Genomic DNA, 25,388 nt, shown 5'->3' on the forward strand with positions numbered 1-25,388 from the left:
TATATACAGTCAAGTTAGCTACTTTCCGCCACAACAAATGCAACAATATAGTCTTTTTCGTCACTGTAACTAAGTTGAATATTTCCTGCATTTAAGCTGGCAGCTCGTTCAGCTGCTCCTAAAGTTAAAACGACTAAAGGGCGCCCCAAACTATTTTTTGTGATTTCGATATGCTTCCAACTCACTCCTCGCCCTATTCCAGTACCCAGCGCCTTTGTCACTGCTTCTTTTGCAGCAAAGCGTTTAGCTAAAAACAGAGCGGGGTCGTTGGCTTCGGTACAAAGATCAAGCTCGTGAGAAGTCAGAATTCTCTCTGCTAGTTTGGGTGTTCTTACCCAAGCTTTTCGCAAACGGCTAATTTGAAGAATATCTGTACCAATACCGACGATCATTTTTTCAGCGCATCTCTTAATGGCTGAATACGCGCTTGCGTTTGTAGCATCTGCTGTTTCATCTCAAACACCGCGTCTTTAAGGCCAACAAACAAAGCCCGAGCGATAATACCATGCCCAATATTAAGCTCATTCATCTCTGGAATTTCGGCGATCTGCTCAACATTATGGTAGTTCAAACCATGCCCAGCATTTACAATTAGGCCTTTTTGATACGCATAAGCAGCCGCATCCTTAATTCGTCTTAATTCCGCCGCCTGTTCTAACGAATGTTCCGCATCAGCATAAGCACCTGTATGTAATTCAATCACCGGTGCTCCACAACGGATTGTCGCATCTATCTGCTCAGGAGCCGGGTCGATAAATAAAGACACTTCGATACCCGCCGCACTTAAACGACGACAGGCATCTTTAATTCGAGATTCCTGCCCCGCTACGTCCAAACCACCTTCAGTCGTCAGCTCTTCACGTTTTTCAGGCACAAGACAACAATGGGCAGGCTGGACTTTTTCTGCGATATCGATCATTTCATCAGTCACGGCCATTTCAAAATTCATCCGTGTCTGTAGCGTATCTTTTAACAGAAAAACATCGCGATCCTGAATATGGCGACGATCTTCACGAAGATGAATAGTAATACCATCAGCGCCGGCCTCTTCTGCTAATGCAGCGGCCTGAACCGTATCCGGATAACGGGTCCCTCTTGCTTGGCGAATCGTTGCAACATGATCAATATTTACACCTAACAAAAGACGGGACGGCTCTATCACCTTGTGCTCCTTACATTTTTTGAAACAGTTCACGACTGCGTAAAGGTTTATAACCAAGTACTCGATCTATGAGCGCGCGCATAAGGCGTTTCGATGCTCGTCGCACTTGGGGATTTTCATAATTATCATCTAAAATTGCGTTTAACTGCCAGCCATAAAAACAGAAAGGCTTACGTTTGTCACTTATATCACGACTACTTAAAATGGAAAATCCATGTTCAGGATCCAATAGGTAGATCTGCTCATCCTGTTGATTGCCTAACTCTGGAAGGTAACCTAACTCATCTAACAAGCGATGCTCAAAAGTACGCAAAGCACCTTCTATATCTTTACCCGATACAAGCTCATTAAGTACATACTGATAATAGACATAAAGCTGGGGGTGAGGATCAAAAGGCTGGAGTGTTCGCGAGAGCAGTTCGTTAACATACAAACCACATAATAAAGCATCACCGTTAAGAAACATCATCGCGGCGACGGGCTCTGCCTGGGTAATGGTTTTTAACTCATTCCGTCCTCGCCAGCCTATTTGTATAGGTACAAAAGGCTGAACGCTAGCCCGAAATTTAGATTTAGGGCGACGCGCGCCTTGAACAACAGCGGGAATTTTCCCATATTCCAAAGTAAAAAAGTCAACAATGAGACTGGTATCTCGATAAGGGCGGCCATGAAGCACATAAGCCGCCTGCTGATCTGTTTGACTCATACTGTATGCAAATTAGCTATTATCGTAACCTAAACTACGCAAGGCTCGTTCATCATCAGCCCAACCTCGGCGAACTTTTACCCAAAGATTAAGCATAACTTTACAGTCAAACATGCGTTCCATATCTAAGCGCGAATCACGACCAACGGTTTTAATTCGTGAACCTTTATCGCCAATCACTATACGTTTTTGACCATCTCGCTCAACAAGAATTAATGCACTTACGTGGAGAACACCGTTTTGAGCATACTTAAACTCTTCTATCTCAACGGTTGTACCATAGGGAATCTCATCACCTAAGTTACGCATCAACTTCTCCCGGACCATCTCTGACACCATAAAGCGTGAGCTTTTATCTGTTACTTGGTCTTCAGGAAAGTGGTGCATCCCTTTTGGCATATGTTTAGCAATCAATTCTTCTAACTGCTCAACATTATGACCATCTTTTGCCGATAAAGGCACCATCTCTGCAAAATCCATACGTCCGGCATGAGACTGCATTTGAGGGAGCAAGGAAGCTTTATCTTTTAATTGATCAATTTTATTAACTGCTAAAATAACCGGACAGCGAACATGTTTCACTTTATCTAAAACAAGCTGATCTTCTTCAGTCCAAGCCGTACGATCAACAATAAAGACCACAAGATCCACATCACGCAAAGCATCCGAAGCCGCTTTATTCATATAGCGGTTAAGCGCTTTTTTACCTTCATCTTTATGTAAACCTGGCGTATCAACATAGACAATCTGTAGATCGCCCTCTGTCTTAATCCCCATAATTTGATGACGTGTAGTTTGTGGTTTACGGGAAGTGATACTCAACTTCTGACCCAGTATATGGTTCATGAGCGTTGATTTCCCTACATTAGGGCGACCTACAATCGCTACAAAGCCACAACGCTGATCAGGGTTATCAGATCGCTCATCTAACAGGTGCATTAAATCTTCAGCCATTTTACTTTTCCACCTGCAAGAGAATGAGTGCATTTTTAGCTGCTTCTTGTTCCGCCTGACGACGGCTACTACCTACACCTTTAGCAGCTTGCTTTAGGCCATCAACACTACATTGAATATAAAATGTTTGTGCATGGGCCTCACCTTCCACGTTAATTAATTCGTATTCGGGTAATGATAAACGACGCGATTGCAGAAACTCCTGTAATTGCGTTTTTGAGTCTTTCATAGACTCGTTCAGATCAAGTTTGTTTAACCGTTCTTTAAACCAAGACAAGACAAAACCACGTGCAGTTTCCATATCTGTATCAAGGTAAATAGCACCAATAATCGCTTCAACGGCATCCGCTAAAATTGAGTCGCGGCGATAACCACCACTTTTAAGCTCACCACTACCCAAACGAAGGTAGTCGCCTAAATTTAACTCGCGCGCAACTTCAGATAAGGTAACGCCTTTGACCATACGAGCACGCAGACGGCTTAATTCGCCCTCTTTGGCCTTAGGAAAGCGTTTAAAAAGATCATCAGCTATAACAAAATTGAGTATGGAATCGCCTAGAAACTCTAAACGCTCATTATTCTTTTTGCCGCAGCTTCGATGAGTCAATGCTAATTCAAACAATGACTCATCGGCAAAGCTATGGCCTATACGACGGGATAATTCAGATGCTGGTTTTATCAAGGTGCTATTGCTTCATATTGCTTTTCAAATTTAACCATTGCGTCAACGTTATAAAACATTGGAACACGTATTTCATAATCGAGGACAAAACGAATCACGCCCTCTTTTTTAGTAATGATCAAGGAATCTTTATGGGGTAACTTCACTTGATTGATACGAAACTTTTTACCAATATCTAACTTCAAACTACTCATACTTTTTGTCAATTCATCCCTATCAGTACTTACCTGAGTCAATACTGAATCGATCGTATTATACTCCAGATAAGCTGGATACAGCTTAAATGCGACAGAAAAGAAAAAGCCTGCGACTAATAAGACAATCAAAATTGAGAAAAATGATGCGCCGGTTTGTTGCTTACGAGTAGGTTTCATTCCATTCTCCATTCCATTACTCAATCACACGAACATCGCCAAATTTTGGCCAGCTCAAGAAAGTCGGCCAATGCATCCATACAGCAAATGCCTTACCAACTAGTAAGTCCTCAGATACAAAACCCCAGTAACGACTATCGTTACTATTATCACGGTTGTCACCCATCATAAAATAATGGTTGTCAGGTACTGTCCATTGCATATTTTGAGACGGTCGCGCCAAGTCTTTATTAATCTGATGCTTAACACCGCTTAGGTTTTCTTCTAAGAGCTGCTGTACCGGACGATTCGGCGGCAGCTGAGCCAATAGTTTTTGAGGTTGCGCTTCCCCATTAATAAAGATCATTTTATCCTGATAACGGATAACATCACCCGGCAAACCAACCACTCGCTTAATATAATTAATCGACGGATTCTCCGGGTATTTAAATACAATCACATCACCACGCTCAGGCTCATTGATCTCCACAATCTTAGTATTCAATACAGGTAAACGTAACCCATAATGAAATTTATTAACTAAGATAAAATCACCTATTTTTAAGGTTGGCAACATTGAGCCTGATGGAATTTGAAAAGGCTCAACCAGAAAAGAACGCAGCACCAACACAATAAGTAACACAGGGAACATCGATCTACCTGTGTCCACCCAACCTGACTCACGCTCAATTTCAGCTTTAACCGATTCTGAAAGCTCACCATCCACTTGATTAGCTGCTGCACTCAGTTTAGCTTCACGTTTAGGCTTAAGTGATACTTTATCGTAAAACCACACAAGCCCTGATATAAACGTCAGTGCTACAAGTATTAGTGCAAAATCAAAATCCATCTATACTGCCCTTAAAAATTAACTATCTACTTTTAGTACGGCTAAGAAAGCATCCTGAGGTATCTCTACATTACCTACCTGCTTCATGCGTTTTTTACCTGCTTTCTGTTTCGCTAGCAATTTTTTCTTACGACTCACATCACCACCGTAACATTTCGCTAACACGTTTTTACGTAATGCTTTTACCGTTGTTCGTGCGATAATTTTACCACCCAATGCCGCCTGAATAGCAACATCAAACATCTGGCGCGGAATAACTTCCTTCATTTTTTCACAAAGCTGGCGGCCTTTATACTGAGCATTATCTCGATGCAAAATAAGAGCTAATGCATCCACCTTATCGCCATTAATCAGGATATCCATACGAACCAGCTGGGCCGGCTCAAAACGGACAAAGTTATATTCAAGCGATGCATATCCACGGCTAACCGACTTTAAGCGGTCAAAGAAGTCTAAAACCACTTCAGCCATGGGCAGTTCATAAGAGATCTGAACCTGATTACCTACATAGTTCATCTCTTTTTGAACGCCGCGCTTTTCAACACAAAGACCTATCACTTGCCCTAGATAATCTTGCGGCACAAGGATATTCGCTTCCACTATAGGCTCGCGCATTTCATTGATAGACCCTGGATCTGGTAGCTTGGACGGGCTGTCGATTTTAACAACATCACCGTTATTCATTTCAAGCTCATAAATTACCGTAGGTGCGGTGGTAATTAGATCAAGATTATACTCCCGCTCTAAGCGCTCTTGAATAATCTCCATATGGAGCATACCAAGAAAACCACAACGGAAACCAAAACCAAGGGCATCTGATGTTTCAGGCTCAAAGAACAACGAAGCATCATTCAATGTAAGCTTATCAAGTGCTTCACGAAAATCTTGATAGTCATCAGAGCTTGTTGGAAACAAGCCGGAGTAGACCTGAGGTTGAACCTTCTGGAAACCAGGTAGCATATCAACTTCAGGTGTTTTCTGATGGGTTAATGTATCACCCACAGGAGCCCCATGAATATCTTTAACACCGGCGACAACAAAACCTACTTCCCCAGCCTTAAGCACGCCAGTTTCTTTCCGTTTTGGCGTAAAAATACCTACAGATTCAGCTTGATAACTCTGCCCTGTAGATTTAACTAAGATCTTATCTTTCTTACTTAATGTTCCCTGTTTAACACGTACTAAGGAAACAACGCCTAAATAATTATCAAACCATGAATCTATAATTAAGGCTTGAAGTGGTGCATCTACATCACCTTGCGGTGAAGGGACATCTCGCACGAGATGCTCTAGTACATCAAGCACCCCTAAGCCACTTTTTGCTGAGCAGGTCACGGCTTCTGTCGCATCAATACCAATAACTTCTTCAATCTCCATACGAACCCTTTCAGGCTCCGCTTGAGGCAGATCGATTTTATTCAGAACAGGCACAACTTCTAACCCTTGTTCTATCGCCGTATAACAGTTAGCGACAGATTGGGCTTCAACACCTTGTGCAGCATCAACAACTAACAAAGCCCCTTCACAAGCCGCAAGGGAACGTGACACTTCGTATGAAAAGTCAACATGCCCAGGCGTATCGATAAAGTTAAGCTGATATGTTTGCCCATCTTTAGCAGTGTAATCCAAAGTCACACTCTGAGCCTTAATGGTAATACCACGCTCACGCTCGATATCCATTGAATCGAGCACTTGCGCCTCCATTTCACGTTCACTAAGGCCACCGCACATCTGGATAAAGCGGTCAGCTAAAGTCGACTTACCATGGTCAATATGGGCAATAATTGAAAAATTTCGGATATGTTCTAGGCTGCTCACTTGATGGCTACCATTACTATTAACTCGCTGGAAAGGCGCAAGTTTACAGTATTTGCTCTATATGAGCCACGAAAAATAGAGTGCATCTTTTTCAATATTTTTTATGATTTTTTTCACCTACAAAAAAATAAAATAAAGGGGTTAAAACACCCCTTTATTTTTAACCTTTTCACTCTACTCTTAAAGGAATAAACATTGGACTACCTCTACGCACAATCCGCATAGGTAAGGAACGATTGACAGGAAGAGAGCTTGCAATCCGATTAAAGTCGGCAACAGAACCAACCTGCTCGCCGTTTAACATAGTAATCACATCACCAACCATTAAACCAGAATTAGAGCCAGCCCCCGGCATAACGCGACGCACAACAACGCCAGCACTCACTTGCCATTTTTCTCGTCTCTGCTCATCTAATTCTACTACATCAACATTCAGGCGATTTAATGTATCTGCGTTATATTTATCCTGCCCTGCACTTGCTAGCTGGTTTTGATTCGGTAAAACACCAATCTTCACATTGATTGTTTGCTTTCTTCCAGCGCGCATTACTTCTACTTTGGCTCTAACACCTGGTTTAACTTGCCCTACATAATGAGGGAGATCAGACGACAGCGTTACATCTAATCCTTCAAAACTTAAAATCACATCACCCGCTTGCAAACCAGCTTCATCGGCGGGACTATCAGGCAAAACCTTCGCAACCAATGCGCCTGCGGGTTTATCTAATCCAAAAGATTCCGCTAAGTCCCTATTTACTTCTTGAATAATAACGCCCAACCATCCACGCGTAACATAACCATTGGCTTTCAACTGATCGGCAACATTCATAGCCACATCAATGGGAATAGCAAATGACAACCCCATGAAGCCACCAGAGCGCGTGTATATCTGCGAATTAATACCGACAACCTCACCATCAAGATTAAACAAAGGCCCACCGGAATTACCCGGGTTAATCGCTACATCAGTCTGAATAAAAGGAACGTATGTCTCGTTCGCCAAGGCACGTTCTTTCGCACTAACAATACCGGCCGTAACACTATGATCAAATCCGAAAGGAGATCCTATAGCCAGTACCCACTCACCTACTTCAAGATCTTTAGATTTACCTAATTCAACGGTTGGCAGGTTATGAGCATCGATTTTAAGCAATGCCACATCAGAGCGTTTATCCGAGCCAATCACTTCAGCTTCTAACTCACGCCGATCAGCAAGTCGAACGATGACTTTATCTGCATCAGCGACAACATGATGATTGGTAAGCAAATAACCATCTTCAGAGATAATAAAACCGGAACCTAAAGATTGAGGGGCTTGGTGCTTTGGCCTCTCTCCTTGCTCAAACTCCGGCATTCTAAAAAAATGCTTAAAAATTTCGGGAATCTCTTCTCCATTAGGGCCAACTAAAGAGTAGCCTTTAGAACTATCAGCTTTCTGGATTGTACTAATATTTACAACCGCGGGAGAAGCTTCTTTCACAAGAGATTTAAAGTCAGGAAGGTTGGCAGCTGAGACCGAATGTGCGAACACAATAAAAAAAGCAAAAATGAATTTAGATAAATATTTCATATCAAAATCACCTATAACTATCAGAAATAAAATTAAATTACTTTCATTAACGTAGGCTGGTACTTATACGAACGGAATAGAGAATAGCTTCCAAAACGAACAAGCAAGAAGCCTACTAACAAAGAGGAAAAAGATATTAAAATCATCCAGCCTTCGGAAAATCCTAAGGCATCAGAAATAACCGCTCCCGCAAAAAGACCAATAAGCGGTATAAGGTACATAAAGACAGTAGCCTTAAGAAAGGCACCCTCTTCAATTCCGATCAGCACATCATCATCGGTAATAACAGATAAGTTATCTGGGTTATTCACGCGGAAAATAAAACGCTTACCCTGACCTACTGATGCTAACAACTTCTGACCGCAACCATTTTTAGCTGCACAACTCGCACACGCACTTTGCTTGACTGTCTCAACCCATACACCTTGCGAGTTAACATCAACGACTTTCCCGTTTTCTTGAATCATTTTTTCACTACTGAAGACGCAATTCTTTCAGCGATCATCAAAGGGACATCACCAACAACGGTAACAAATTGATCGCCAATTCTTTTACCTACTGCAACCATATTTCCAGACTGGGCAACCCCTTCTGAAACTGATTGATGTCCATAGTTTTCAACACAAACACTAAACGTATTACGTCCGTTACTAAAAATTTGCACTTCCGCGTGAGGCATTACATCACTACGTAACCCACTAAAACCGTCTGGAAGCCATGAAGCCTGCCAATTCGGTTTTTGTTTTTTCAGCATATGCTCATGCTGTTCAATATAACGATCTATACCTTGAGGTAAGCGGATAATTTCAGGCTGCTGACTCTCAACTTCGATATTAGAACGGTTGCCAAACTGCGCTCGAACAATATCATTAGAAAGCGTACCCGCTGGAAGAGAATAGCTCGGACGGTTATCTGCAATAGTCGACTCTACAGGCTGAGAAAGGTTCTGCGCCCCAAGAATAACCATCGCCGTTACTGATGCCGCAGCGGCCATACTTGCTACTGGTTTCCAAAGAAAATGAGATTTACTCACCGCTTTTTCTGAATCAGTAGATCCATCTTCCAAATGAAACTCAGGCTCAGATTCCAAAGCAGACATAACACTGGAACTTATATCTACAGCGATTCCATTACCATCTTCGCTACGTATAGCAGACCGAATTAAATGGTAACGCTGCCAAGTTTCTGCAAGCTCAGGTTCGCTCTCAATCCGCGCTAATGTACGGCGGAGTTCAAAATCAGTTACTTCACCATCCATAAGTGCAGAAACAGACTCAATAGATCGATCAGTCATAATTGTGTACCTCAAATTTCATCATTTCTGCAATCAACTTGCCATTAAAGGCATAATTTCTTTATCTAATGTTTCCCGCGCCCTGAAAATCCTAGACCTTACCGTCCCAACGGGACAATCCATAACGCGCGCAATCTCATCATAACTCATACCCTCAAACTCTCTCAGGGTAAGCGCCATTCTTAAATCTTCTGGTAATCGATTCAACGTACGCTTAATCACTAAGTCCAACTCATCTTTATAAAGTTCATTTTCAGGCGTCGCTATGTCTTTCAATTGATGATCACCCTCAAAAAACTGTGCATCGTCAACATCAACGTCTATAGGTTTACGACCGCGTGAAACCAGATGGTTTTTAGCCGTATTAATGGCTATACGGTACAACCACGTATAAAACGCACTATCACCGCGAAAATTTGGAAGTGCTCGATATGCCTTAATAAATGTTTCTTGGGCTACATCTTGAGCTTCATGGAAGTCATATACATAACGACCAATTAACGCAATAATCTTGTGTTGGTACTTTTTAACCAAAAGATCAAACGCTGTTTTGTCACCTGCTTTAACGCGTTCGACAAGTTTTTGATCAACTACTGTTTGGCTCTCATTTGACACTCGATATTCCTTAGATTCTTTCCATGAGACTCATTACTATAAGCATAGAGGCTAAAGCAGCCAAAGTATCTCTTTTGCTTCTACTATATTCAACTCTCATCAAGAGTGTCGGGACAACTACTATGAGCTTAGAAATAAGATGAAGTTCCCTCAACACGTAAAAAAATGCTAAATTGCGCATTAAAAGTTCTAACAATTACCATAAAACACTACCCTCTACAGAATTTCTGTCAGTAAAATAGCCCGACAGCAATTTCTACTTTCATATAAAGAGCAACCAAATGACACAACACCACCACTACGACGCTTTAATTATTGGTAGCGGAGCCGCAGGCCTAAGTATGGCGTTACACCTCGCTGAAAACGCGCGCGTGGCGGTTCTTAGCAAGCGAAAACTAAAAAGTGGATCAACTTGGTTAGCTCAAGGTGGTATTGCCGCAGTCTTAGATACAACCGACAGCACACAAGCTCATATAGAAGATACGATGACAGCAGGAGGACAATTAAGCCGCCCTTCCGCCGTTGAATTTACGGTATCCCATGGCAAAGAGAGTATTGACTGGTTAATTCAACAAGGCGTTGCCTTCACACAAGAGAGTGATGATTACCATCTAACAAAAGAGGGTGGCCACTCCCATCGAAGAATTATTCATTCTGCCGATGCAACAGGCAAAGCACTACAAAGCACACTGATAGATCGTGCAAAAGCATCGCCGAATATAGACCTCTTTGAAGATCACATCGCAGTTGACCTTATTACCCGCCGCAAGCTCGGTCTGGCACACAACCGTTGCGTCGGAGCTTATATATTGAATGGAAAAACAGGCCACGTAGAAGTATTTCAAGCACCCCATGTGGTTTTAGCAACGGGAGGTGCTTCTAAAGCCTACCTTTATACAAGCAATTCAGATGGCGCAACTGGGGATGGTATTGCCATGGCTTGGCGTGCGGGCTGTCGGGTGGGAAATATGGAATTTAATCAATTCCACCCTACCTGCCTTTACCACCCCCAGGCAAAATCCTTTTTAATTACAGAAGCCGTTCGCGGTGAGGGTGGAAAATTATTACTACCTGATGGCGAACAGTTCATGCAGAAATTTGATAAGCGTGGTGAATTAGCGCCTCGAGACATTGTCGCTCGCGCTATAGATCATGAAATGAAACGCTTAGGTTGTGATTGTTTATTTCTAGATATATCTCACAAACCCGAATCGTTTATACGCGGGCACTTCCCGACCATCTATAAACGGTGCTTAAAGCTAGGTATTGATATCACTAAAGAACCTATCCCTGTCGTGCCCGCTGCCCACTATACCTGTGGAGGCATTGTTACCGACGAAAAAGGACGAACCGACATCCCTGGCCTCTATGCTATAGGCGAAACCTCATTCACGGGTTTACATGGCGCGAACCGGCTAGCCAGCAATTCATTACTTGAGTGCCTAGTCTATGCAAAATCAGCATCAGAGGAAGTTTACAGCTCCTTGGTAGCACCTCTCGATAAATCATTAATCCCTGCATGGGATGAAAGCCAAGTAACTGATTCTGATGAGGATGTGATTATCTCCCACAACTGGGATGAAATACGACGTTTTATGTGGGATTACGTGGGTATTGTGCGTACTACAAAGCGCCTACAACGGGCAAAGCATCGTATTGACCTTTTACACCATGAGATCAGCGAATATTACAGTAACTACAAAATCAGCAATGACCTTTTAGAATTACGCAATTTAGCCGTAGTGGCAGATTTGATAATACGCTCTGCTATGCTCCGTCACGAAAGCCGCGGGCTACATTATACTCTCGATTACCCAGAACTAGGCGCAGAGCCCATAGATACCATCCTGACCCCTATTAACTTTTCTTGGAACTAAATCAAAGATAAAGCGAAGCAACGCCACTGTTATTGAACAGCTTCGCCATTAGACTTTACCGAACAGTGTAAAGCCAACACTCTTAGACGACGAAATTCTTGAGGTGTGCAAGCATCCCAGAACACTATAACGGGAATAGGAAATAGACGTTCTTCAACTTTACATTGTAAACATACAACAATGGGTAAAACAGACGCCTGTTTTAGCTCCACAACATCCAAGCGCACACCATCTCTCTGGAAAAGCTGGATACAACCTCCTTCAGCTGACCAGGCTATAGAGGCGATCGAAGACGAGTCTCTACATAGCCTATTATAAATAAAATAAGCAAAACTCATTATTACAAACAAAGAAAAGAGAGATTTATGAAACGTAGGGATAAGCGAAACAAAAATAGAGTACAGCGCAATAAAATACACCCCACTACAAAGATAGAGTAGAGTGCGAGATTGTCTTATATATAGATTACTTAGGTTGAACACGCTCTAATATAATCCTCACAATCCGTTGCAAATCTAAATCATCAGGTACCGCCCGCTCCATAAGCCAAACAAAAAGATCCTGATCTTCACAAGCCAGCAATTTCACAAAGCGATCTTGATCATCCTTTTCAAGATCCGCAAAAGCTTCTTCTACAAATGGAACAAATAACACATCAAGTTCCAGCATGCCCCTACGACTCTGCCACCTTAAACGACGGATATCTTCTTCTGTATACATAACACCCACTATAGCTGACAATAATTTTATACTAGAAATACTGACTAGCGATAACTCTAATTATGAAGGTAAGCACAAAGAAAAAGAAGTCGAATACAACAACATTATTCAGATTAAAAGTACTTACCTTATATACACTAGAACTCTATGCATCTAAGCCTCTTACTTCCTACACTCCAAGCCCCAGACGCAAAAAACCCCGGCTACATAGTAACCGGGGTTTCTCTAAATAAATGCTTGGCGATGACCTACTCTCACATGAGGAAACCCCACACTACCATCGGCGATATTGCGTTTCACGTCTGAGTTCGGGATGGATTCAGGTGGTTCCACAACTCTATGGTCGCCAAGCAAAACTGTCACAATTAAGATTCAAATTCATTTTGATTTAGAAGGGAGTCTGTTGTCTCAACCTTGTACTTTCTACACACGCTAATTCGTTACTCTCTATCGTGTTTATTCTCTACTTAATCAATCACTTGCCAAACGCCTTAGGCGTTATATGGTCAAGCCTCACGGGCAATTAGTATTGGTTAGCTCAACGCCTCACAGCGCTTCCACACCCAACCTATCAACGTCGTAGTCTTCAACGGCCCTTTAGGGGAATCAAGTTCCCAGTGAGATCTCATCTTGAAGGAGGCTTCCCGCTTAGATGCTTTCAGCGGTTATCCCGTCCGAACGTAGCTACCCGGCAATGCAATTGGCATCACAACCGGTACACCAGAGGTTCGTTCACTCCGGTCCTCTCGTACTAGGAGCAACTCTTCTCAAATCTCAAACGCCCACGGCAGATAGGGACCGAACTGTCTCACGACGTTCTAAACCCAGCTCGCGTACCACTTTAAATGGCGAACAGCCATACCCTTGGGACCGGCTTCAGCCCCAGGATGTGATGAGCCGACATCGAGGTGCCAAACACCGCCGTCGATGTGAACTCTTGGGCGGTATCAGCCTGTTATCCCCGGAGTACCTTTTATCCGTTGAGCGATGGCCCTTCCATACAGAACCACCGGATCACTAGAACCTACTTTCGTACCTGCTCGATGTGTCTATCTCGCAGTCAAGCACCCTTCTACTCTTGCGCTCATTGCATGATTTCCGACCATGCTGAGGGTACCTTCGTGCTCCTCCGTTACTCTTTGGGAGGAGACCGCCCCAGTCAAACTACCCACCACACAATGTCCCTGATCCCGCTTAGGGACCTAGGTTAGAACCTCAATATTACCAGGCTGGTATTTCAAGATTGGCTCCACTCTATCTGGCGATAAAGTTTCAAAGCCTCCCAGCTATCCTACACAAGTAATATCAAAGTCCACTGTGAAGCTGTAGTAAAGGTTCACGGGGTCTTTCCGTCTAGCCGCGGGTAAACGGCATCTTAACCGCTATTTCAATTTCACTGAGTCTCGGGTGGAGACAGTGTGGCCATCGTTACGCCATTCGTGCAGGTCGGAACTTACCCGACAAGGAATTTCGCTACCTTAGGACCGTTATAGTTACGGCCGCCGTTTACCGGGGCTTCGATCAAGAGCTTCGGACGAATCCTAACCCCATCAATTAACCTTCCGGCACCGGGCAGGCGTCACACCCTATACGTCCTCTTTCGAGTTTGCAGAGTGCTATGTTTTTAATAAACAGTCGCAGCCACCTGGTATCTTCGACCGGCCTCAGCTTAGGGAGCAAGTCCCATCACTAAAACCGGCGCACCTTCTCCCGAAGTTACGGTGCCATTTTGCCTAGTTCCTTCACCCGAGTTTTCTCATACGCCTTAGTATTCTCTACCTGACCACCTGTGTCGGTTTGGGGTACGGTTAGTTATAACCTGAAGCTTAGAGGTTTTTCCTGGAAGCATGGCATCAACTACTTCGTTCCATATAGGAACTCGTCATCGGTTCTCAGCCTAACAAGGACCCGGATTTACCTAAGTCCTTAGCCTACTACCTTAAACGCGGACAACCAACGCCGCGCTAGCCTAGCCTACTCCGTCACCCCATCGCAGTTATAATCAGTACAGGAATATTAACCTGTTTCCCATCGGATACGCTCTTCAGCCTCTCCTTAGGGGCCGACTCACCCTGCCACGAAAAGCGTTGGACAGGAACCCTTGGTCTTCCGGCGGGGAGGGTTTTCACCTCCCTTATCGTTACTCATGTCAGCATTCGCACTTCTGATATGTCCACGGTGCCTTACGGCTTCCGCTTCAACCACTTACAGAACGCTCCTCTACCATGCACTAAGTGCATCCGTAGCTTCGGTGTTATGCTTAGCCCCGTTATATCTTCCGCGCGGGCCGACTCGACTAGTGAGCTATTACGCTTTCTTTAAAGGGTGGCTGCTTCTAAGCCAACCTCCTAGCTGTCTAAGCCTTCCCACATCGTTTCCCACTTAGCATAAACTTTGGGACCTTAGCTGACGGTCTGGGTTGTTTCCCTTTCCACGACGGACGTTAGCACCCGCCGTGTGTCTCCCGTGATTGAACTCATGGGTATTCGGAGTTTGCATCGGGTTGGTAAGTCGGGATGACCCCCTAGCCGAAACAGTGCTCTACCCCCCATGGTTAGACACGAGGCACTACCTAAATAGTTTTCGAGGAGAACCAGCTATCTCCGAGTTTGATTAGCCTTTCACTCCTATCCACAAGTCATCCGCTGGCTTTTCAACGACAGTCGGTTCGGTCCTCCAATGCATGTTACTGCATCTTCAACCTGCCCATGGATAGATCACTCGGTTTCGGGTCTACTCCTAGCGACTGGACGCCCTATTAAGACTCGGTTTCCCTACGGCTCCGCAATTGCTTAACCTTGCCACTAAAAGTAAGTCGCTGACCCATTATACAAAAGGTACGCAGTCACCGTCCTAAAACGGCTCCCACTGCTTGTACGTACACGGTTTCAGGATCTATTTCACTCCCCTCACAGGGGTTCTTTTCGCCTTTCCCTCACGGTACTGGTTCACTATCGGTCAGTCAGGAGTATTTAGCCTTGGAGGATGGTCCCCCCATGTTCAGACAGGATATCACGTGTCCCGTCCTACTCGATTTCACAATAAATAAGTTTTTGAATACGGGGCTATCACCCACTATGGCGGCGCTTTCCAGCGCCTTCTTCTAACTACATTATTGCTTAAGGGCTAATCCCCGTTCGCTCGCCGCTACTTAGGGAATCTCGGTTGATTTCTTTTCCTCCGGGTACTTAGATGTTTCAGTTCCCCGGGTTCGCCTCTAATACGCTATGTATTCACGTAAAAGATACCTATAAATAGGTGGGTTTCCCCATTCGGAAATGTCCGGATCAAAGCTTGTTTACCAGCTCCCCGAACCTTATCGCAGGTTACAACGTCCTTCATCGCCTCTGACTGCCAAGGCATCCACCGTGCACGCTTAGTCACTTGACCATATAACCCGAAGGCGTCTGGAATCATAGTAACTGATTAGTACAGTAACGATAGATTTCGCCGAATTGGCGCTTGTATGAAAAATACAAGTCAATCTAAATCAATGAATCTAAATCCAAATTGTTAAAGAGCGTTAAAGCAAAAAAGCTTTAAAAGATAAGTCACTTAGTAAACAATCTTCACTAATTGAGCTATGTTTTAAAACTCTTAATCCTTAGACTGAAGAGTTATGGTGGAGCTATGCGGGATCGAACCGCAGACCTCCTGCGTGCAAAGCAGGCGCTCTCCCAGCTGAGCTATAGCCCCTTACTTGTCCTTTTCACTTTATACGGCGTTGCACTCGTCGCTCGCTCAGTTATTACCCATTGAGGGTAACGTCTTCGCTCGCTCCAGCGTGCGCCTTGTCTAAAGCAAAAATGACTGCGTAAGTATTCTGCCTAGCAGGTTGTAGAGTGATGCAATATGGATCGGCCTGAGTGGACTTGAATCACTGACCTCACCCCCCTTTCTTTTATAAAGAGTGGGGTGCGCTCTAACCAGCTGAGCGTCTTTACTCTCAGTTCTAACTGACCACTTACTTAAGATTTTGCCAGTAAAAGTGGTAGGCCTGAGTGGACTTGAACCACCGACCTCACCCTTATCAGGGGTGCGCTCTAACCAGCTGAGCTACAAGCCTTCAATCGGTTAGAACTAATTCGCTCTCTTCACTTTCTGATCAGATAATTCGTGTGAACGCTTGCCAAGATTCGGCTTTCGTTTAAGGAGGTGATCCAGCCCCAGGTTCCCCTAGGGCTACCTTGTTACGACTTCACCCCAGTCATGAACCACACCGTGGTAACCGCCCTCCCGAAGGTTAAGCTAGCTACTTCTGGTGCAATCCACTCCCATGGTGTGACGGGCGGTGTGTACAAGGCCCGGGAACGTATTCACCGTGGCATTCTGATCCACGATTACTAGCGATTCCGACTTCATGGAGTCGAGTTGCAGACTCCAATCCGGACTACGACCGGTTTTATGAGATTAGCTTACCTTCGCAGGTTCGCAGCCCTCTGTACCGGCCATTGTAGCACGTGTGTAGCCCAACTCGTAAGGGCCATGATGACTTGACGTCGTCCCCACCTTCCTCCGGTTTGTCACCGGCAGTCTCCTTAGAGTTCCCACCATTATGTGCTGGCAAATAAGGACAAGGGTTGCGCTCGTTACGGGACTTAACCCAACATTTCACAACACGAGCTGACGACAGCCATGCAGCACCTGTCTCAGAGTTCCCGAAGGCACGAAACTATCTCTAGTAACTTCTCTGGATGTCAAGAGTTGGTAAGGTTCTTCGCGTTGCGTCGAATTAAACCACATGCTCCACCGCTTGTGCGGGCCCCCGTCAATTCATTTGAGTTTTAACCTTGCGGCCGTACTCCCCAGGCGGTCTACTTATCGCGTTAGCTTCGCCACTAAAAGATCAAGTCTTCCAACGGCTAGTAGACATCGTTTACGGCGTGGACTACCAGGGTATCTAATCCTGTTTGCTCCCCACGCTTTCGCACCTCAGTGTCAATATCGGTCCAGGTAGTCGCCTTCGCCACTGGTGTTCCTTCCTATATCTACGCATTTCACCGCTACACAGGAAATTCCACTACCCTCTACCGTATTCTAGACTGGTAGTATCAGGTGCAGTTCCAAGGTTGAGCCCTGGGCTTTCACATCTGACTGACCAATCCACCTACGCGCGCTTTACGCCCAGTAATTCCGATTAACGCTCGGACCCTCCGTATTACCGCGGCTGCTGGCACGGAGTTAGCCGGTCCTTCTTCTGTCGCTAACGTCACAGTATGCACGTATTAAGTACACACCTTTCCTCACGACTGAAAGTGCTTTACAACCCTAGGGCCTTCTTCACACACGCGGCATGGCTGCATCAGGGTTTCCCCCATTGTGCAATATTCCCCACTGCTGCCTCCCGTAGGAGTCTGGACCGTGTCTCAGTTCCAGTGTGGCTGATCATCCTCTCAGACCAGCTAGAGATCGTCGCCTTGGTGAGCTCTTACCTCACCAACTAGCTAATCTCACGCAGGCTCATCCAATAGTGCAAGGTCCGAAGAGCCCCTGCTTTCCCCCGAAGGGCGTATGCGGTATTAGACCAAATTTCTCTGGCTTATCCCCCGCTACTGGGTAGATTCCTACGCGTTACTCACCCGTCCGCCGCTCGTCAGCATCTAGCAAGCTAGATCTGTTACCGCTCGACTTGCATGTGTTAGGCCTGCCGCCAGCGTTCAATCTGAGCCATGATCAAACTCTTCAGTTTAAATCATATAGTGTCACCAGGAATATGGTGACGGCTCTAGTACTAAACAACCGGATTGCATTCGAAAATGCAAAACCTATTGTAAATCGTTTTAAATGAATTCACTTGGTTGCTTGTCTAGAAAATAAAGCTATTTGCTTCATCTCAACAAGCGCCCACACGAATTATCTGATCAAATTGTTAAAGAGCGTTGCTTGGAACCAACCTAACGCTGCGAAGCGTTTCGTCTCAAGCGAGGCGCATATTCTACTTTGCGCCGCTTCAAAGTCAACCGTTATTTTGTGTTTTTCTGAATTAATTCTCAATCAATTCCAACACAACAACCAACCTTGAAACTTTCAAACCAAATCCAACAAAACCAAAGGTTTTCAAGGAGTTAATTCAACCTCAACTTAGGTCATTCAGCGCTGCTTTGCAGGCCTCCCTTAGCAAGGACGGCGAATTATAGACTCTTCCCAAACAACGTCAACAGGCAAAACTAAAAAACTGTGAAATAAAGGTAAAAAAACACCTTAGTTAAGAGTTTTGTTCAAACAATAAACAAAATATTCAACTTAATAAGCCATATCGGTAATAGATCAACTTACCTAATCTACTCCGCTACTCTAGTCCCTCACCTACCCCGACCCAAAAGCAGACGAAAGAAGCTACAAATAGATTTGCCCTAAACGCCGATCGCAATTACAGTTTAAGCATATATAAAGCTCTTAATTGAGGTTATACATGTACAAAATACCCTCTTTGCCTACAAACAAGACAAAACCTCAAGCTATTGCAATTTTGACCAGTGGCGGAGACTCTCCAGGAATGAATCCTGCCATTCGAGGCGTTGTTCGTGCAGCCCTACATAAAGGTATAAAAGTTTACGGTATCAACAAAGGGTACAGCGGCTTAATTATTGGGGACATGGTGGAGATGGATTCCGCATCCGTTACTAACATTGTTCAACGCGGGGGGACCTTATTAAAAAGTGATCGCTGCTTAGCATTCAAAGACCCAACTGTCCGCCATCAAGCCGCCCTAGTATTAAGAGAAAAAAATATCGATGCGTTAGTTGTAATTGGTGGCGATGGATCTCTTACCGGCGCTCACTTACTAACACAAGAAAACGATATCAAAGTGATTGGGCTACCCGGCACTATTGATAATGATATTTATGGAACAGACGACACTATAGGGTTTGACACAGCCGTTAATACAGCTCTAGATGCAATCGACAAAATACGCGATACAGCCCTCTCACACGAAAGCCTCTTTTTAGTCGAAGTCATGGGACGAAATTCAGGCTTCATCGCCACACATGTAGGTATAGCCTGCGGTGCAGAAATGGTTGTTGTACCCGAATATGAAATCAAGCCTGAGACCATCTGCTTTCAGCTAGCCAATAACCGCTTATTAGGCAAAGGAGCAAGCGGTATTATTGTTGTTGCTGAAGGCCAAACCCCTGGTCTAACAACCCACTTAGCCAACGTATTAGCTCAACGTCAATTAGAAGCGAAAGTATGCATATTAGGCCACATACAACGAGGTGGTAGCCCGTCCGGCCATGACCGCGTGCTAGCATCTTGCCTTGGTTCAACTGCCGTTAATTATCTATGCGCAGGCTATAATGATGTGATGATTGGAGTACGAAATAACGCCATAACAGAGACTCCATTAAAAGATATTATCGAAAAAAACAAAAAGCTCGATGATACATTTTTTGAATTAGCCTTACTTCTGCATAAATGATCGCTGACTATATGATCACCACTCCAACAACCTTCTAAGTTTATAATAGCTTTCTTATGAAGATAATTATTCGGTCTATAGAAAAACAGTATCAGCAACTACTTGATCAATCCCAACTATCACCGGACCTTGCACAAACAGAGGTTGTTAAACAACTTCAGCAGCAACTAAACCACCTTTCTCATTTCGAACTATCCAAACCGATAAAGTGGGGTAAAAGATGGTTCGACAAACCGCCTTCTAGCCTTGGCATTTATATCTGGGGGCCTGTAGGTCGAGGCAAAACAATGCTAATGGATCTATTTTGCCAATGCCTAGCACCAAAGACTTATATCAGACTCCATTTTCATCGCTTCATGGTGATGGTTCATCAACAACTTTTTTTACATTCAGGAAAACCCGATCCTTTAGCTCATATTGCCAACAAACTGAGTCTTAAATACAAGGTAATATGCTTCGATGAGTTTTTTGTCTCTGACATTGGTGATGCCATGTTATTAGGACGGCTTTATCAGGCTCTGTTCTCCAAAGGGGTCACCATTATCAGCACATCAAATATAGAACCCGATGATCTATACTCAGACGGCCTTCACCGTGATCGATTCCTGCCCACGATCAAATTAATCAAGGACAATATGCAGGTCATTCCTCTAGATAATGGCAACGATCACCGCCTCAGTTACTTAGCTTCAAACCCAGCTTATTTTATTCAAGATAACCAAGCCTTAAAAAAGATCTATTACAAACTAACCCAGCACGAGGCACAGCCTAACAGCAACAGCGTCACACTCTGCGGGCGAAAAATTAACTGCATAGCTAGAGACGATTCTGTAATTTGGTTTGATTTTGCCGAACTCTGTGAGGGCCCAAGATCAGCACGAGATTACATTGAACTTGCTTCGAACTATTCACACCTCATTTTAAGTAACGTCCCACGTTTTCAAGGCCAAAGCAAAGAGCAGATAAAAGCGAGAGGAACGGAAGATAGTTATGGCTTATTTAACACCACCGGCTTAAGAAAGGTCGTGCAAAGTAATCATGATGATCCAGCAAGACGCTTTATCAGCCTAGTTGATGAGCTTTATGACTGTAGAGTAAATTTATATCTCAGCGCAGAAGACACTGCAGAGCAACTCTACAAGGGGGTTCTATTGAAAAAACCATTCAAGAGAACACTCAGCCGCTTACATGAAATGTCTTCCACCGCCTATCAAACAACACCCTCTTACGCTGTTAGCGAACGTAAGGATTACTCTTAATCTCAACACCCAATGTTGAGCGCGGGCCATGACCAGGAATAAACTCGACAGATTCACCTAAAGGAAAAAGCTTCATTTTGATAGAATCGATCAGCTCTTGGTGATTACCTTTAGGAAAATCAGTTCGACCAATAGAGCCATGGAATATTACATCTCCAACCAATGCCATCTGATCTTTCTCATTATAAAAAACAACATGACCTGGAGTATGTCCAGGACAGTGGATTACCTGAAAAACACCATCACCTACCTTAACCTCATCTCCATCATCCAACCATCGATCCGGCGTAAAAGAGTCACAATGTGGAAAATTAAACATTGAGCATTGCTGCGACATGCCTTCTATCCAAAAAAGATCACCTTTATGAGGCCCCTCAATAGGGAGACCTTTATTAGCCGACAACTCAGCAGTGCCACCAGCATGATCTATATGGGCATGAGTAAGCATGATCTTTTCTACCAGCACACCCTCCTCTTCAACCGCCATTAATATCCGATCCAAATCACCACCAGGGTCAACAATCGCTGCCTTTTTTGTATGCTCGCACCACACTAGAGTGCAGTTTTGCTGGAAAGGCGTTACAGGAATAGTCCGATATTTCATACTCATCTCTAATATAAACGTGCGACAAAGGCTCATTATATCAGCGGATATAGATTAAAAGACAAGATCTAAAGCGTATCTCTCCACTATCCATAATAATATTTATTTTCACGAGAAAGAAATACAACACCGCTACTGCAGAAAAGGGCATAATGAATAATTAATACAAAGACTTGTTTTTTATCACCTTTCTATTCAAAGTTAACATTTGAGCATCAAATAGAGTGGCTATTATGAAAAAGCACAAACATGAAGCAGAGCTAGTCAAGGAAGCACTTCGCATCGGCTCCATTTACATAGAAAAACGGGGTGCGGGCCAATTTGAATCTACAGATAGCGCATCAAATAAAATTACTGCCATTTATAGATTATTAGTACAAGATGGGCTCATTCAGCCGCTAGCCAAAGGCCAAGACAACGAAATCAACATGAGACATAAGCTGGCACTCTGGATCGAGAGACAACTTCCAGCAGAGCACCCTTTAAAACAGAAATAGTAAACCTCTCTTTCGGTAGCCCAGCCATCCCTAAGGATCTGTGACTTTGCGTCCTAAGATTACTCTAAGTTTGCCGTTATCGAGAGAGGATCTATTCGCTGGAACAAGACTTAAAATACCTCTACACTTAATTAGCTAACCAAATGTTCAGGCTCTTCAAGTCCTCTACAAGGTTAGCAGAGTTACAAGATTTTGCTAAATAATGATTTCAAATAAATAACAAGAACTAGACTAATATTCACAGACAACTAAATCAGTGACAGAACAAAGGCCAAACGCTAATGAATCATCCGACAAACGAGCCATCTCCAAGTAATCGCAACGATTTTTTAGAATGTCTTCGCTTGATTGAACGTCTTCACCGACGAATCTTAGATATTCTAAAATTCAGACTTGAAGCACTCGGATATACGGATATCAACAGTGTACAAGCACTTCTTTTACATAATATTGCTGACCGCGAGATGACCGCTGGTGAACTGCGCACACGCGGCTATTACTTAGGCTCGAATGTTTCATATAATCTAAAAAAAATGGTCAGCAACGGATACATAATTCAAGAACGCTCAGAACATGATCTACGCTCAATCCGCATAAAACTAAGCCCTAAAGGCCTAAATATACATACTCTAATTTCTGAACTTTTCGATCAGCAACTTGAATTAATCAATGCCGAGCAAGTATTACAAGGGGGCGACTTTAACCCACTACGTGAACAGCTCCGCCATTTAGAGACTTTTTGGGATCAGCAAGTTAGTTGTTACTAGCCTCTTTTTCTTTCTGGGCCTCAAGATACTGCTCATCTAATTGTCCATATTGACGCTTATATGCTTCAGGATCTGAGCGCCATAAACGATACAACTTACGATCATTTGCAGCTAAAGGCGGTGGAATTTCTTTTCTGCGACGGAAAGCATTCAACGTCACCACGCCAAAAGCAAAAACAATCATAAATCCGACTACGATATAGCTTACCCATTCATCTGACACATCATTCTCCAAAAACATCTTCAAAATGACACAAAAAAGCCGCTAAAGTAGCGGCTTTTTAATAGTGCTACTCAACTATACCTTATGATAAATTTCAGCACCTGAATCTTTAAATTCAGCTGATTTCTCCTGCATCCCTTGTTCAGCTTGTGCATTAATCGCTGCAACCTGCTCAGCATCTAACTCACGAACCTCTTGAGATATTTTCATAGAACAGAATTTAGGCCCGCACATTGAACAGAAGTGAGCAACTTTAGCCGACTCCTTCGGTAATGTTTCATCGTGATAAGCACGTGCAGTATCAGGATCCAGACCTATATTAAACTGATCTTCCCAGCGGAACTCGAAACGAGCTTTAGACATCGCATTATCACGAATTTGAGCACCTGGATGACCTTTTGCAAGATCAGCAGCATGTGCAGCGATCTTATAGGTAATAATACCTTCTTTCACATCATCTTTATTCGGAAGACCCAAATGCTCTTTTGGTGTTACATAACAAAGCATTGCACAGCCATACCAACCAATTATTGCAGCACCAATACCTGACGTAATATGGTCATAGCCGGGTGCAATATCAGTCGTCAACGGACCTAAGGTATAAAATGGCGCTTCATGACACTCAGTTAGCTGCTTATCCATATTCTCTTTGATCATATGCATAGGCACATGTCCAGGCCCTTCAATCATAACCTGCACATCATGGTTCCAAGCAATCTTAGTTAACTCACCTAAGGTCTCCAGCTCAGCAAATTGTGCTTCATCATTGGCATCGTACACAGAACCTGGACGCAAACCATCGCCTAATGAGAAAGAGACGTCATAAGCCTTGCAGATCTCACAGATTTCTTCGAAATGAGTGTAAAGGAAGTTTTCCTGATGATGCGCCAAGCACCATTTCGCCATGATAGAACCACCACGGGAAACAATACCCGTCATACGTTTAGCGGTCATCGGTACATAGCGCAGCAATACACCAGCGTGAATTGTGAAATAATCCACACCCTGCTCAGCTTGCTCAATCAACGTATCTTTAAAGACTTCCCAGTCTAAATCTTCAGCAACACCATTTACTTTTTCTAGCGCCTGATAAATAGGCACTGTACCAATAGGTACCGGCGAATTACGCATGATCCACTCACGGGTCTCATGGATATTCTTACCTGTAGAAAGATCCATAATGGTATCCGCACCCCAGCGCGTACCCCATGTCATTTTCTCTACTTCTTCTTCAATCGAAGAGCTCACTGCAGAGTTACCAATATTGCCATTAATTTTGACAAGGAAGTTGCGGCCAATAATCATCGGCTCCACTTCGGGATGGTTAATATTGGCAGGAATAATTGCGCGACCTTCTGCCACTTCTTGACGAACAAACTCTGGTGTTATTTCATCCGGTAAATTCGCACCAAAATTAAACCCAGGATGCTGTTCAGCAACAACATTTCCCTCAGCCCGCGTTTTCGCTAACTTCATATTCTCGCGAATCGCTATATATTCCATCTCAGGTGTAATTATACCTTGGCGTGCATAATGCAGCTGGGTAACATTCTTACCTTCTTGCGCGCGTAACGGCTTACGCGTCAATTCAAAACGTAGCTCATCTAAACGCAGATCCGCAGCACGAACACGGCCATACTGAGAGGTAAGCTTATCAAGCTCACAAGTATCTCCACGCTCTAAAATCCACTGATCACGTACAGGCGCCAACCCTTTACGTACATCAATCACTGCATCCGGGTCAGTATATGGACCTGACGTATCATAAACATACAAAGGATCATTTCTCTCTCCACCCATATCCGTTGGCGTATCATCAAGCGTAATTTCACGCATAGGTACACGGATATCTGGGCGCGAGCCTTCAACGTAGACCTTTCTAGATTTAGGAAACGGCTGCACCGAATCACGGTCAACCTGTGCTGTCTGGCTCAATGCCTGACTCTGTGGTTCTAATTGCTTATTATCTTCCATCATCCAACCTGTCATTATTGTTTCTTCACAGCACAAGTAGCGA

General features: G+C 43.9%; 22 protein-coding genes, 2 tRNA genes, 3 rRNA genes and 1 riboswitch. Of the genes, 5 read left to right on the forward strand and 22 right to left on the reverse strand.

The genetic code is table 11. The features are described 5' to 3' along the window. Positions 1–14 precede the first annotated feature (14 nt). From acpS to rpoE, 12 genes are all read right to left on the reverse strand, one after another. Positions 15–392 carry a holo-ACP synthase gene (gene acpS, locus ACOQOE_RS14580; RefSeq protein ID WP_420554340.1) on the reverse strand — a complete coding sequence of 126 codons (378 nt, stop codon included), beginning with the start codon at positions 390–392 and terminating at the stop codon, positions 15–17. Beyond that, entirely contained in the window at positions 389–1,162 is a 774-nt protein-coding gene (gene pdxJ / locus ACOQOE_RS14585; protein ID WP_420554341.1) for a pyridoxine 5'-phosphate synthase, read from the reverse strand. Before pdxJ ends, acpS begins: the two co-directional genes overlap by 4 nt. 10 nt (positions 1,163–1,172) lie before the next feature. Beyond that, positions 1,173–1,868, reverse strand: coding sequence for a DNA repair protein RecO (gene recO, locus ACOQOE_RS14590; protein WP_067869010.1), 696 nt, complete (start codon positions 1,866–1,868; stop codon positions 1,173–1,175). 12 nt (positions 1,869–1,880) lie between these two features. Beyond that, positions 1,881–2,822, reverse strand: coding sequence for a GTPase Era (gene era, locus ACOQOE_RS14595; protein ID WP_082792451.1), 942 nt, complete (start codon positions 2,820–2,822; stop codon positions 1,881–1,883). A gap of 1 nt (position 2,823) precedes the next feature. Beyond that, positions 2,824–3,504: a ribonuclease III gene (gene rnc / locus ACOQOE_RS14600; RefSeq protein ID WP_067869012.1), complete on the reverse strand. Its 681-nt coding sequence runs from the start codon at positions 3,502–3,504 to the stop codon at positions 2,824–2,826. After that, positions 3,501–3,878 carry a DUF4845 domain-containing protein gene (locus tag ACOQOE_RS14605; RefSeq protein ID WP_067869015.1) on the reverse strand — a complete coding sequence of 126 codons (378 nt, stop codon included), beginning with the start codon at positions 3,876–3,878 and terminating at the stop codon, positions 3,501–3,503. The genes rnc and ACOQOE_RS14605 overlap by 4 nt, the downstream gene beginning before the upstream one ends. A gap of 16 nt (positions 3,879–3,894) precedes the next feature. Beyond that, positions 3,895–4,707: a signal peptidase I gene (gene lepB, locus ACOQOE_RS14610; RefSeq protein WP_067869018.1), complete on the reverse strand. Its 813-nt coding sequence runs from the start codon at positions 4,705–4,707 to the stop codon at positions 3,895–3,897. A gap of 18 nt (positions 4,708–4,725) precedes the next feature. After that, positions 4,726–6,525: a translation elongation factor 4 gene (gene lepA / locus ACOQOE_RS14615; RefSeq protein ID WP_067869021.1), complete on the reverse strand. Its 1,800-nt coding sequence runs from the start codon at positions 6,523–6,525 to the stop codon at positions 4,726–4,728. Positions 6,526–6,694: 169 nt separating this feature from the next. After that, positions 6,695–8,095 (reverse strand): DegQ family serine endoprotease, encoded by a 1,401-nt coding sequence (locus ACOQOE_RS14620; protein ID WP_420554342.1) that lies wholly within the window; start codon positions 8,093–8,095, stop codon positions 6,695–6,697. 32 nt (positions 8,096–8,127) lie between these two features. After that, positions 8,128–8,562: a SoxR reducing system RseC family protein gene (locus ACOQOE_RS14625; protein WP_420554343.1), complete on the reverse strand. Its 435-nt coding sequence runs from the start codon at positions 8,560–8,562 to the stop codon at positions 8,128–8,130. Continuing rightward, positions 8,559–9,389, reverse strand: a complete 831-nt coding sequence (locus tag ACOQOE_RS14630) for a MucB/RseB C-terminal domain-containing protein (RefSeq protein WP_067869031.1) — start codon at positions 9,387–9,389, stop codon at positions 8,559–8,561. The genes ACOQOE_RS14625 and ACOQOE_RS14630 overlap by 4 nt, the downstream gene beginning before the upstream one ends. A 33-nt stretch (positions 9,390–9,422) precedes the next feature. Continuing rightward, positions 9,423–10,004 carry an RNA polymerase sigma factor RpoE gene (gene rpoE / locus ACOQOE_RS14635; protein WP_067869033.1) on the reverse strand — a complete coding sequence of 194 codons (582 nt, stop codon included), beginning with the start codon at positions 10,002–10,004 and terminating at the stop codon, positions 9,423–9,425. 281 nt (positions 10,005–10,285) lie between these two features. Between rpoE and nadB the strand changes: the two genes are divergently transcribed. Next, a complete protein-coding gene (gene nadB, locus ACOQOE_RS14640; RefSeq protein ID WP_420554344.1) occupies positions 10,286–11,881 on the forward strand; it encodes an L-aspartate oxidase in 1,596 nt (531 codons plus the stop codon). A gap of 29 nt (positions 11,882–11,910) precedes the next feature. Here the strand turns inward: nadB and ACOQOE_RS14645 are convergent, their stop codons facing one another. The 7 genes from ACOQOE_RS14645 to ACOQOE_RS14675 form a co-directional block, all read right to left on the reverse strand. Next, positions 11,911–12,108 carry a hypothetical protein gene (locus tag ACOQOE_RS14645; RefSeq protein ID WP_156473721.1) on the reverse strand — a complete coding sequence of 66 codons (198 nt, stop codon included), beginning with the start codon at positions 12,106–12,108 and terminating at the stop codon, positions 11,911–11,913. Between the two features lie 238 nt (positions 12,109–12,346). Next, positions 12,347–12,601 (reverse strand): succinate dehydrogenase assembly factor 2, encoded by a 255-nt coding sequence (locus ACOQOE_RS14650; protein WP_067869042.1) that lies wholly within the window; start codon positions 12,599–12,601, stop codon positions 12,347–12,349. 235 nt (positions 12,602–12,836) lie between these two features. Then, positions 12,837–12,952 (reverse strand): 5S ribosomal RNA (gene rrf / locus ACOQOE_RS14655). A gap of 151 nt (positions 12,953–13,103) precedes the next feature. Then, positions 13,104–15,991, reverse strand: a 23S ribosomal RNA gene (locus ACOQOE_RS14660). A 230-nt stretch (positions 15,992–16,221) separates the two neighbouring features. Beyond that, positions 16,222–16,297, reverse strand: a tRNA-Ala gene (locus ACOQOE_RS14665). Between the two features lie 293 nt (positions 16,298–16,590). Then, a tRNA-Ile gene (locus tag ACOQOE_RS14670) sits at positions 16,591–16,667 on the reverse strand. A gap of 82 nt (positions 16,668–16,749) precedes the next feature. Further along, positions 16,750–18,290, reverse strand: a 16S ribosomal RNA gene (locus ACOQOE_RS14675). The 16S, 23S and 5S rRNA genes sit together here with 2 tRNA genes alongside, the layout of an rRNA operon. Positions 18,291–19,013: 723 nt before the next feature. Between ACOQOE_RS14675 and pfkA the strand changes: the two genes are divergently transcribed. Next, positions 19,014–20,021 (forward strand): 6-phosphofructokinase, encoded by a 1,008-nt coding sequence (gene pfkA, locus ACOQOE_RS14680; RefSeq protein ID WP_420554345.1) that lies wholly within the window; start codon positions 19,014–19,016, stop codon positions 20,019–20,021. Between the two features lie 56 nt (positions 20,022–20,077). Then, positions 20,078–21,280: a cell division protein ZapE gene (gene zapE / locus ACOQOE_RS14685; RefSeq protein WP_420554346.1), complete on the forward strand. Its 1,203-nt coding sequence runs from the start codon at positions 20,078–20,080 to the stop codon at positions 21,278–21,280. On the opposite strand, the gene ACOQOE_RS14690 is transcribed toward zapE, so the two are convergent. Further along, positions 21,255–21,884 carry an MBL fold metallo-hydrolase gene (locus ACOQOE_RS14690; RefSeq protein WP_197468077.1) on the reverse strand — a complete coding sequence of 210 codons (630 nt, stop codon included), beginning with the start codon at positions 21,882–21,884 and terminating at the stop codon, positions 21,255–21,257. The two genes, zapE and ACOQOE_RS14690, sit on opposite strands and share 26 nt — an antisense overlap. Before the next feature lie 233 nt (positions 21,885–22,117). On the opposite strand from ACOQOE_RS14690, the gene ACOQOE_RS14695 reads away from it, so the two are divergent. Together ACOQOE_RS14695 and ACOQOE_RS14700 are read left to right on the forward strand one after the other, a co-directional pair. Next, complete coding sequence (locus ACOQOE_RS14695) at positions 22,118–22,381, forward strand: DUF5062 family protein (RefSeq protein ID WP_067869367.1); 264 nt, start codon at positions 22,118–22,120, stop codon at positions 22,379–22,381. A gap of 11 nt (positions 22,382–22,392) precedes the next feature. Next, positions 22,393–22,466, reverse strand: a riboswitch (cyclic di-GMP riboswitch). Positions 22,467–22,662: 196 nt separating this feature from the next. Continuing rightward, positions 22,663–23,148 carry a MarR family winged helix-turn-helix transcriptional regulator gene (locus tag ACOQOE_RS14700; RefSeq protein WP_303520023.1) on the forward strand — a complete coding sequence of 162 codons (486 nt, stop codon included), beginning with the start codon at positions 22,663–22,665 and terminating at the stop codon, positions 23,146–23,148. Here ACOQOE_RS14700 and ACOQOE_RS14705 read toward each other — a convergent pair. Together ACOQOE_RS14705 and thiC are read right to left on the reverse strand one after the other, a co-directional pair. Beyond that, on the reverse strand, positions 23,135–23,371 hold the full coding sequence (locus ACOQOE_RS14705; protein ID WP_420554347.1) for a hypothetical protein: 237 nt from the start codon (positions 23,369–23,371) through the stop codon (positions 23,135–23,137). The genes ACOQOE_RS14700 and ACOQOE_RS14705 overlap by 14 nt on opposite strands. 75 nt (positions 23,372–23,446) lie before the next feature. After that, positions 23,447–25,348, reverse strand: coding sequence for a phosphomethylpyrimidine synthase ThiC (thiC, locus tag ACOQOE_RS14710; RefSeq protein WP_067869370.1), 1,902 nt, complete (start codon positions 25,346–25,348; stop codon positions 23,447–23,449). Positions 25,349–25,388 lie beyond the last annotated feature (40 nt).

The organism is Neptuniibacter marinus (assembly GCF_965223595.1).
GTDB lineage: Bacteria > Pseudomonadota > Gammaproteobacteria > Pseudomonadales > Balneatricaceae > Neptuniibacter > Neptuniibacter marinus.

Coding starts and splice junctions, on each gene's coding strand:
- nadB (WP_420554344.1), top strand. CDS start 10,286: ATGACACAACACCACCACTACGACGCTTTAATTATTGGTAGCGGAGCC.
- ACOQOE_RS14630 (WP_067869031.1), bottom strand. CDS start 9,389: ATGACTGATCGATCTATTGAGTCTGTTTCTGCACTTATGGATGGTGAA.
- ACOQOE_RS14700 (WP_303520023.1), top strand. CDS start 22,663: ATGAATCATCCGACAAACGAGCCATCTCCAAGTAATCGCAACGATTTT.
- ACOQOE_RS14620 (WP_420554342.1), bottom strand. CDS start 8,095: ATGAAATATTTATCTAAATTCATTTTTGCTTTTTTTATTGTGTTCGCA.
- ACOQOE_RS14605 (WP_067869015.1), bottom strand. CDS start 3,878: ATGAAACCTACTCGTAAGCAACAAACCGGCGCATCATTTTTCTCAATT.
- zapE (WP_420554346.1), top strand. CDS start 20,078: ATGAAGATAATTATTCGGTCTATAGAAAAACAGTATCAGCAACTACTT.
- lepB (WP_067869018.1), bottom strand. CDS start 4,707: ATGGATTTTGATTTTGCACTAATACTTGTAGCACTGACGTTTATATCA.
- thiC (WP_067869370.1), bottom strand. CDS start 25,348: ATGATGGAAGATAATAAGCAATTAGAACCACAGAGTCAGGCATTGAGC.
- era (WP_082792451.1), bottom strand. CDS start 2,822: ATGGCTGAAGATTTAATGCACCTGTTAGATGAGCGATCTGATAACCCT.
- ACOQOE_RS14695 (WP_067869367.1), top strand. CDS start 22,118: ATGAAAAAGCACAAACATGAAGCAGAGCTAGTCAAGGAAGCACTTCGC.
- acpS (WP_420554340.1), bottom strand. CDS start 392: ATGATCGTCGGTATTGGTACAGATATTCTTCAAATTAGCCGTTTGCGA.
- ACOQOE_RS14625 (WP_420554343.1), bottom strand. CDS start 8,562: ATGATTCAAGAAAACGGGAAAGTCGTTGATGTTAACTCGCAAGGTGTA.
- ACOQOE_RS14650 (WP_067869042.1), bottom strand. CDS start 12,601: ATGTATACAGAAGAAGATATCCGTCGTTTAAGGTGGCAGAGTCGTAGG.
- pfkA (WP_420554345.1), top strand. CDS start 19,014: ATGTACAAAATACCCTCTTTGCCTACAAACAAGACAAAACCTCAAGCT.
- recO (WP_067869010.1), bottom strand. CDS start 1,868: ATGAGTCAAACAGATCAGCAGGCGGCTTATGTGCTTCATGGCCGCCCT.
- ACOQOE_RS14690 (WP_197468077.1), bottom strand. CDS start 21,884: ATGAAATATCGGACTATTCCTGTAACGCCTTTCCAGCAAAACTGCACT.